Origin of the sequence: Dietzia sp. Alg238-R159, from assembly GCF_900537145.1 — a bacterium.
In the GTDB taxonomy this organism is placed as follows: domain Bacteria; phylum Actinomycetota; class Actinomycetes; order Mycobacteriales; family Mycobacteriaceae; genus Dietzia; species Dietzia kunjamensis.
On record NZ_UNRI01000002.1, the window covers coordinates 782,185 to 789,412 of the forward strand.

Annotated in this window: 6 protein-coding genes; 2 read left to right on the top strand and 4 right to left on the bottom strand. The window is 70.3% G+C overall.

Annotated elements, in window-relative coordinates; genetic code table 11:
• The first annotated feature begins 54 nt into the window (after positions 1 to 54).
• Together G6R20_RS08385 and G6R20_RS08390 are read left to right on the top strand one after the other, a co-directional pair.
• On the top strand, positions 55 to 1,707 hold the full coding sequence (locus G6R20_RS08385) for a hypothetical protein (RefSeq protein ID WP_240341328.1): 1,653 nt from the start codon (positions 55 to 57) through the stop codon (positions 1,705 to 1,707).
• Positions 1,708 to 1,767: 60 nt separating this feature from the next.
• Entirely contained in the window at positions 1,768 to 3,474 is a 1,707-nt protein-coding gene (locus G6R20_RS08390; RefSeq protein WP_067713334.1) for a serine hydrolase domain-containing protein, read from the top strand.
• A gap of 47 nt (positions 3,475 to 3,521) precedes the next feature.
• Here G6R20_RS08390 and G6R20_RS08395 read toward each other — a convergent pair whose 3' ends face one another.
• The 4 genes from G6R20_RS08395 to G6R20_RS08410 all read right to left on the bottom strand — a co-directional run.
• Positions 3,522 to 4,676 (bottom strand): AI-2E family transporter, encoded by a 1,155-nt coding sequence (locus G6R20_RS08395; protein WP_163376058.1) that lies wholly within the window; start codon positions 4,674 to 4,676, stop codon positions 3,522 to 3,524.
• 74 nt (positions 4,677 to 4,750) lie between these two features.
• Complete coding sequence (locus tag G6R20_RS08400; protein ID WP_069390334.1) at positions 4,751 to 5,794, bottom strand: enoyl-CoA hydratase/isomerase family protein; 1,044 nt, start codon at positions 5,792 to 5,794, stop codon at positions 4,751 to 4,753.
• An 85-nt stretch (positions 5,795 to 5,879) separates the two neighbouring features.
• The gene (gene ppk2 / locus G6R20_RS08405) at positions 5,880 to 6,782 is read right to left on the bottom strand and encodes a polyphosphate kinase 2 (RefSeq protein WP_235027705.1); all 903 of its coding nucleotides are present in this window, start codon (positions 6,780 to 6,782) and stop codon (positions 5,880 to 5,882) included.
• A 72-nt stretch (positions 6,783 to 6,854) separates the two neighbouring features.
• Positions 6,855 to 7,228, bottom strand: a 374-nt coding sequence (locus G6R20_RS08410; RefSeq protein ID WP_205475768.1) for a transposase, incomplete at its 5' end; no start/stop codon positions are given.

Below are 7,228 nucleotides of genomic sequence, written 5' to 3' on the forward strand. Positions count from 1 at the left end.
GCCGGCCGGGCGAAACGCCCTCCCCTGCCCGAGGAGTGGGATTAGTGTCACGCCATGGCGGCACAAGACACGACGACGAGGGCAGCACATCCCGGAGGCCGTGCGTGGGCCGCGACGGCACTCCTCGTCGTCGTCGCCCTACTCGCCCCCCTGAACACCGCACCGACCCGGGCGGCGACCCCGACCGACGGCTCCCCCATCAGCGGCATGGTCGACGCCCACGCGCACCTCGCGGCGTCGCAGGCGTTCGGCGGGGCCCTGCGCTGCGGCGAGCCGTTCTCCCCCGGCGGCCTCGGCGAGGCGCTGGCGGACTGTCCGAGCCACTCGGGCACCGGGCACTTCGCGTTGCTCGAATCGGTTCTCGGGGGCACCGCCCTGCCCGGCGGGACCCAGGGCTTCCCCACCTTCGCGCAGTGGCCGTCGCACGAGTCCCAACTGCACGAACAGGCCTACTACACCGGTATAGAGCGGGCGTGGCGCGGTGGACTGCGGGTGCTCACCAACCATCTGGTGGCCAACCGCGTGCTCTGCGAGGCCCTCGCCGGGATCGGGGTGCCCGCGCGCTCCCCGTGCGACGAGATGGCGCAGCTGCGCCGGCAGGTGGACTACCTCGAGCGGATGGAGGCCCACATCGACGCCGAGCACGGCGGTCCCGGGCGGGGCTGGTTCCGGATCGCCCGCTCGCCGGAGGACGTCCGCGCCATCGCAGCGGACGGGAAACTCGCGGTCACGCTGGGCGTCGAGGCATCCGAGCCGTTCGGGTGCCGGGTGGTCGACGACGTGCCGATGTGCACGACCGAGGACATCGACCGGGGTCTCGACGAGTTCGCCTCGTGGGGCGTGTCGACCGTGTTCCCGGTACACAAGTTCGACAACGCCCTCGGTGGCGCCCGCATGGACGAGGAACTGGCCGGCCTCGCGGTCAACATCGGCAACAAACTGGGCACCCAGCGGTTCTGGGAGACCGAGCCGTGCGCCGGTCCCGACGCCGACCACGCCCAACCCCTGGCCTCCACGCCCGTCGCCGACGGCCTGACGGTGGCCTCCTCGGACGCCCCGGCGGGCGCGGCACTGCCCGTCTACCCCGAGGCCCCGCTGTGCAACGTGCGCGGGCTGACGCCGCTGGGCGAGCACGCGATCCGCGGGATGATGGCCCGCGGCATGGTGATCAACATCGACCACATGGGCGTCAAGACCGCCCACCGCACCCTCGACATCGCCGCTGAGGCTGGGTACACAGGCCTGGTCGTGGACCACGCCTGGGCCACGCAGGGCAACACTCGCCGGGTCCACGAGCAGGGCGGGTTCGTGGCCGCGTTCGCCTGGCCCGCCGAGGCCACCGAGAACTTCGAGACCGGCTTCCTCGAGCAGTGGCGCACGAACACCGCCGGCGCCGCCCGGCCGTTCACCGGCTACGGCTTCGGCTCCGACGTCAACGGCCTGGCCGCCCTCGCCGAGCCCCTGCCGAGCGCGGCGAGCGACCCGCTCGTGTACCCGTTCACCGCGCCCAGCGGCGAGGTGATGGACCGGTGGCGGTTCGGTGACCGCGTGTACGACCTCAACACCGACGGGGTCGCCCAGTACGGCCTCTACGCCGATTGGGCCGCCGACGTGCTGCACCGCGCCGGGCCCGACCGGGCCGAGCTGGAGCGTCAGCTCATGGGCGGCGCCGAGGCGTGGACCGCCAACTGGGAACGGGCGCGCTGACCACCGGCTCGTCCTGCGCTGTTGCGGCGATTCGCGGCGCCGGACGACTAATCTGAGGCAATGACCCCGGACCCGTCCCCTCCCCGTCGCTCGCGGCGCCCGCGGATCGCCGGAGCAGCGGCGCTCGGGCTCACCGTGGCCCTGTCCGCCTCGGCGTGCGGCACCCCGGTCCCCGACCCGGAGCCCGGCCAGAGTCCCGCGGCCTACTCCGGACTGGAGGTCTCGGAGGACCGGGTCGAGTACGCGATCGGCAAGGTGACCGACATCGTCGAGGAGGAGCTCGAGGCCTCGGGCATCCCGGGCGTCGCAGTGGCGGTGGTGCACGGTGGCGAGGTGGCGTTGGCCGAGGGGTTCGGCGTGCGCAGCACCGAGACCGGCGAGGAGGTCGACGCGCGGACGGTGTTCCCCATGGCGTCGGTCTCCAAGCCGGTCAGCGCCACCGTCGTGGCCGCGGAGACCGCTGCGGGTGAGGTCGACTGGTCGACTCCCGTGCGCGAGCACCTCCCGTGGTTCGCCCTGTCCGATCCGGGCGTGACCGCCGACGTGACGGTGGGCGACCTGTTCGCGCACCGCTCCGGGTTGCCCGAGCACGCGGGCGACGACCTGGAGGACCTCGGGTACGACCGCCCGGCGATCCTGCACGGCCTGCGCCACCTGCCGCTGGAGCCGTTCCGCGCCTCGTACGCGTACACCAACTTCGGGCTCACCGCCGGAGCCGAAGCCGTGGCCGTTTCGGCCGGCACCCCGTGGCCGGAGCTGGCCCGCGAGCGGCTCTTCGACCCCCTCGACATGGACGACACCTCCTACTCCTACGAAGACCTCCTCGACCGCGACAACCGCGTCGTCGGCCACGTCCGCGCCGCCGCCGACGAGTCGGGCGAGTCGTCCGGCGACTGGGTCCCGGCCGATCCCGCGCGTGACCCGGACGCCCAGGCCCCCGCGGGGGGCCTGAGCTCGTCGGTCACGGACATGGCGCGGTGGATGTCGATGGTGCTCGCCGACGGCGCCGGGCCCGGCGGCTCGCAGGTCGTCCCCTCCGACGCACTCCGACAGGCTCTGACCCCGCAGGCCGTGTCCTCACCCCCGCAGTCCGCGGCGGACCGGACCGGGACCTACGGCTACGGGTTCAACATCTCCACCAGTTCCTCCGGCCGCGTCGAGTGGAGTCACTCCGGGGCGTTCGCGCTCGGCGCCGGGACGGCGATGCTCATGATGCCGTCGCTGGACCTCGGCATCATCACCCTGACCAACGCCTCGCCCGTCGGGGTGGCGGAGACCATCAATTCGCGCTTCGCGGACTACGCGCAGTTCGGCGACCCCACCCTGAAGTGGCGGGAGCTGTACGGCGAGGCGTTCGGCCCACTGCTGGCCCCCGTCGGCGACCTGGTCTCCACTCGGCAACCCTCCGCCCCCGCACCGCCGCGCCCGGCGGATGAGCTGGTGGGCGTCTACCGCAACGACTACTTCGGCGAGATCGAGATCCGCCGCGTCGCCTCACAGGCTGACCGGGGATCGGACGACCCGGTTTCGGACGCCCCGCCGGTCGCGGGCCCCTCACTCGCGCTGGACGTGGGCCCGGGGCCGCAGGTCTGGCCGCTCGAACACTGGGACGGCGACACCTTCGCCGTGAGCCCGGTCGGTGAGAACTGGCCGCCCGGCTCCCGCGGCAGCGTCACCGTCGACGGCGACACGGTGACCGTGGATCTCCTCGACGGCAACGGCCTGGGCACCTTCACCCGCGTCGGAGAGGACGAGACGGGCGACTGACCGCGGGGCCGCCAGGGTCCACCGGCTGGTGCCGACGCCGGCGGGACCTACCCCTCGTGGGCCGCCTCCAGCCGCGCCGCGCGCCGCCGGTCCCGCTTGGCGTCCGCGTCCGGGGTCGTGAGGAACGTGGAGAGCCAGGCCATCCGGGGGTCGGCGTCCACGAGAAACGCCTTGACCGCCAGCGTCAGCGGGACGGCGAGGATCGCGCCCAGCGCACCGGCGATCGCCGACCAGAACACCAACGACAAGAACGTCACGGTGGGGGTCAGCCCCACGGCGTCGCCCGTGAACTTGGGCTGGATGAAGCTCTGCATGACCAGGTTGACGACGCTGTAGATCACCACCACCCAGATGGCCTCGACCGGCCCCCCGGTGAGCAGCGCGAACAGTGCCGGCGGTACCAGCCCCAGCACGAAGCCGATGTTGGGGATGTAGTTGGTGACGAACGCGAGCACGCCCCACACCAGCGCCAGCGGCACGCCGAGGATCATCAGGGCCACCGTGTCGATCACGGCCACGATGAGGCCGAAGACCGTGGAGACGATCCAGTACGACTTCACGCCGTCGGTGAACGACCCGAGGGCGTCGGCGAGCCGGGGCCGCTGCCGGGCGATCACCGCGCGACGCCTCGTGATGCCGGGGACGTCGAACACGAGGAACGTCAGCGCGATGACCAGGACGGTGAGCTGACCGCCGGCCGAGGACAACTGACCGGCGACGTTCTGCAGGGTACCGACGATCGTGGTGGGGTCCACGCCCTGGAGGCTCGAGGTGACCTGATCCTCGCTCACGCCGAAAGTGCCGAGGAACGCGATCGTCTGCTCGTACAGCTCGATGAACTTGTCCTGGTACTGCGGGATCTCCTCGGCTGCGACCCACAATGCCCACACCAGCATCCCGACCAGCGCGGCCAGCAGCAGGTAGAGCACCAGCAGGACGATGATCATCGCCCCCCAGCGGGGCAGCCCGGCCCGCTGCAGCAGCCGCTGCAGGGGCTGGGCGGCGATGACCAGGTTCAGCGCCAGAAACGCCGGCATCAGCAGACTCGCATGTTCGGACAGTCCCCACACCACCACGAACAGGGCCGCGAGGGACACCGCCGTGACGCCGGCGATGCCCCAGCCCTTGGGTTCCTCGTGGGGGGCGAGCGCCTCCGGCGTCGGCGCCGCCGGAGGGCCCACGTTGTCTCCGCTGCTAGTCATGACGCTCCTCACGAGCGGCGCCCCGTGCGCCGGACGCCGCTCAGCGTATCCCGATCAGTCCGCGGAGAAACCGCTCAGCTCCCGGCGAGCGCCGAACGGATGGCGTCGACGTCCACCGAATCGAGATCCGCCGGATCCCAGGTGGGGTTGCGGTCCTTGTCGATCACGACGGCCCGCACGCCCTCGACGAAGTCCGGGCGGGCGGTGATCCAGGCGCCCAGGGCCAGCTCGTTGTCCAGGCACTCCCGCAGGTCCTCCGCCTTCGCCCCGGCGCGCAGCAGCTCGATGGTGGCGACGATCGACGTGGGGCAGTGCGACCGCAACATCTCGAGAGTGGACGTGGCCCACTCGTCCTGCTCACCGGACTCCAGCGCCGCGATCATCTCCTGCGCGGTGTCGCGGGAGAAGACGTCCTCGATGCGCTCGATACGGGCCTCGACGGCGGACTCCCCCGCCTCGGCGCGCTCGAGACCGAACCTCTTCAGCGCGTCGGCCAAGCCGATGGCAGCGACGGCGTCGACGAAGGCGTTGCGCTCGTCGTCGTCGATCAGGTGGGTGGCCAGGCCGGTGAAGAGGGCGTCGGCGGAGTTCATCCGCACGCCCGTCGTGCCCAGGTAGATCGCCACGGCCAGGCCGCGTGCGCCGCCGCCGCACAGGCGCGGAAGGAAGTGGCTGGCGCCGACGTCCGGGATGAAGCCGATCGCCGTCTCCGGCATGGCCATCATGACCTTCTTGGTCACCACGCGGTGCGAACCGTTGATCGAGACTCCCAGGCCTCCGCCCATGGCCACCCCGTGGATCACGGCGACCGTGGGGACGCGGTGCGTGTGGTACGCCAGATCCATCGCGTACTCCTCGGAGAAGAACTCGTGGTTCCTCTCGTGCTCACCGGCCGCCGCGGCGTCGCGCAGCGCGCGGATGTCGCCACCCGCACAGAACGCCTTCTCCGAGGTGCTGGTGGTGACGACGGCCTCGACGTCCTCGTCCTTGGACGCCTGGTCCAGCGCCGTGTGCAGGGCCCGGCACATGGACAGGTCCAGCGAGTTCAGGGCCTTGGGGCGGTCCAGGACGATGTGCTGTATCCGGCCATCACGCCGGCTGCTGACGAATTCGCTCATGACCCCATAGTGTCAGGCCGCCCACCGACCGTCGCACGGATACTAGGAATTCCTACTTCACTGCCCCCGATGCGGGCCCGCCGCCTCAGCCCTCCAACAACTGCGAGGCCACGTCCGGCACGTACCTGAACTCTTCGCGCGGCGGGCGGTCGTAGCTCGAGTCCGCACCCTTCGGCCGCTCGGGGATCTCCAGCTCCGGCGGGTCGAGCTTCTCCCACGGCACGGTCGACAGCAGGTGCGAGATGACGTTAATCCGCGAGCGCTTCTTGTCCTCGGACTCGACCGTGAACCACGGCGCCTCGGGGATGTCGGTGTGGACGAACATCTCGTCCTTGGCCCGGCTGTAGTCCTCCCACCGGGTGATGGACTCCAGGTCCATCGGCGAGAGCTTCCAGCGGCGCATCGGGTCGTCATGGCGCGACCGGAACCGGCGCTCCTGCTCCTCGTCGGACACGGAGAACCAGTACTTGCGGAGCATGATCCCGTCCTCCACCAGCAGCCGCTCGAAGATCGGAGCCTGGTGCAGGAACCGCCGGTACTCGTCGGGTGTGCAGAAACCCATCACCCGCTCCACCCCGGCCCGGTTGTACCAGGACCGGTCGAAGATCACGATCTCCCCGGCCGCCGGCAGGTGCTCGATGTAGCGCTGGAAGTACCACTGCGTCTTGTGCACCTCCGTCGGGGCGGGCAATGCCACGATCCGGGCGTGCCTCGGGTTGAGGTACTGCGTGATCCGCTTGATGGCCGAGCCCTTGCCCGCGGCGTCGCGCCCCTCGAAGACCACCACCATCCGGTTGCCGGTCTCCCGGAGCCAGGCCTGCATCTCGACCAGCTCCGCCTGCAGCCGCTCGAGCTCGGCCTCGTAGGCCTTCTTCGGCAGCTTCTCCAGACCGCTGGGCAGGAGGTCCTTCTTCTTCGCACCGCTCTTGGCACCGCTCTTGGACGCGCTCTTGCTGCCGCTCTTGCCGGAGGGTTTCTTGCTGCTCATGGCCTGAGCCTACGGACCCGACCCGGCCTCCTCGACCGGGACGACGATATTGACAGTTTTCGTCAACACTGTCTAGTGTCGCGTTTCTGAAGTTGGTTTAGGGTTCGCTTTCGCGAGGATCTGTTCGGGAGTTTTAGTCCAGACGAACGGGTGTTTGCGGTCGTTCCAGCCCGTGATGAACTGGCGAATCTTGGCATTGAGGTCCTTGACAGATGTAAAGACACCACGGCGGATGGCCTGCCGGTCGATGATCCCGAACCAGACTTCCACGAGGTTGAGCCAGGATCCGGACGTCGGGGTGAAGTGCACGTGGAACCGCGGATGCTGTGCCAGCCACACCTTCACCGCCGGGGTCTTGTGGGTCGCGTAGTTGTCCATCACCAAGTGCAGGTCAACCTCCGGGTAGGCGCGGTCGAGTTGACGCAGGAACGCCAGGAACTCCTGAT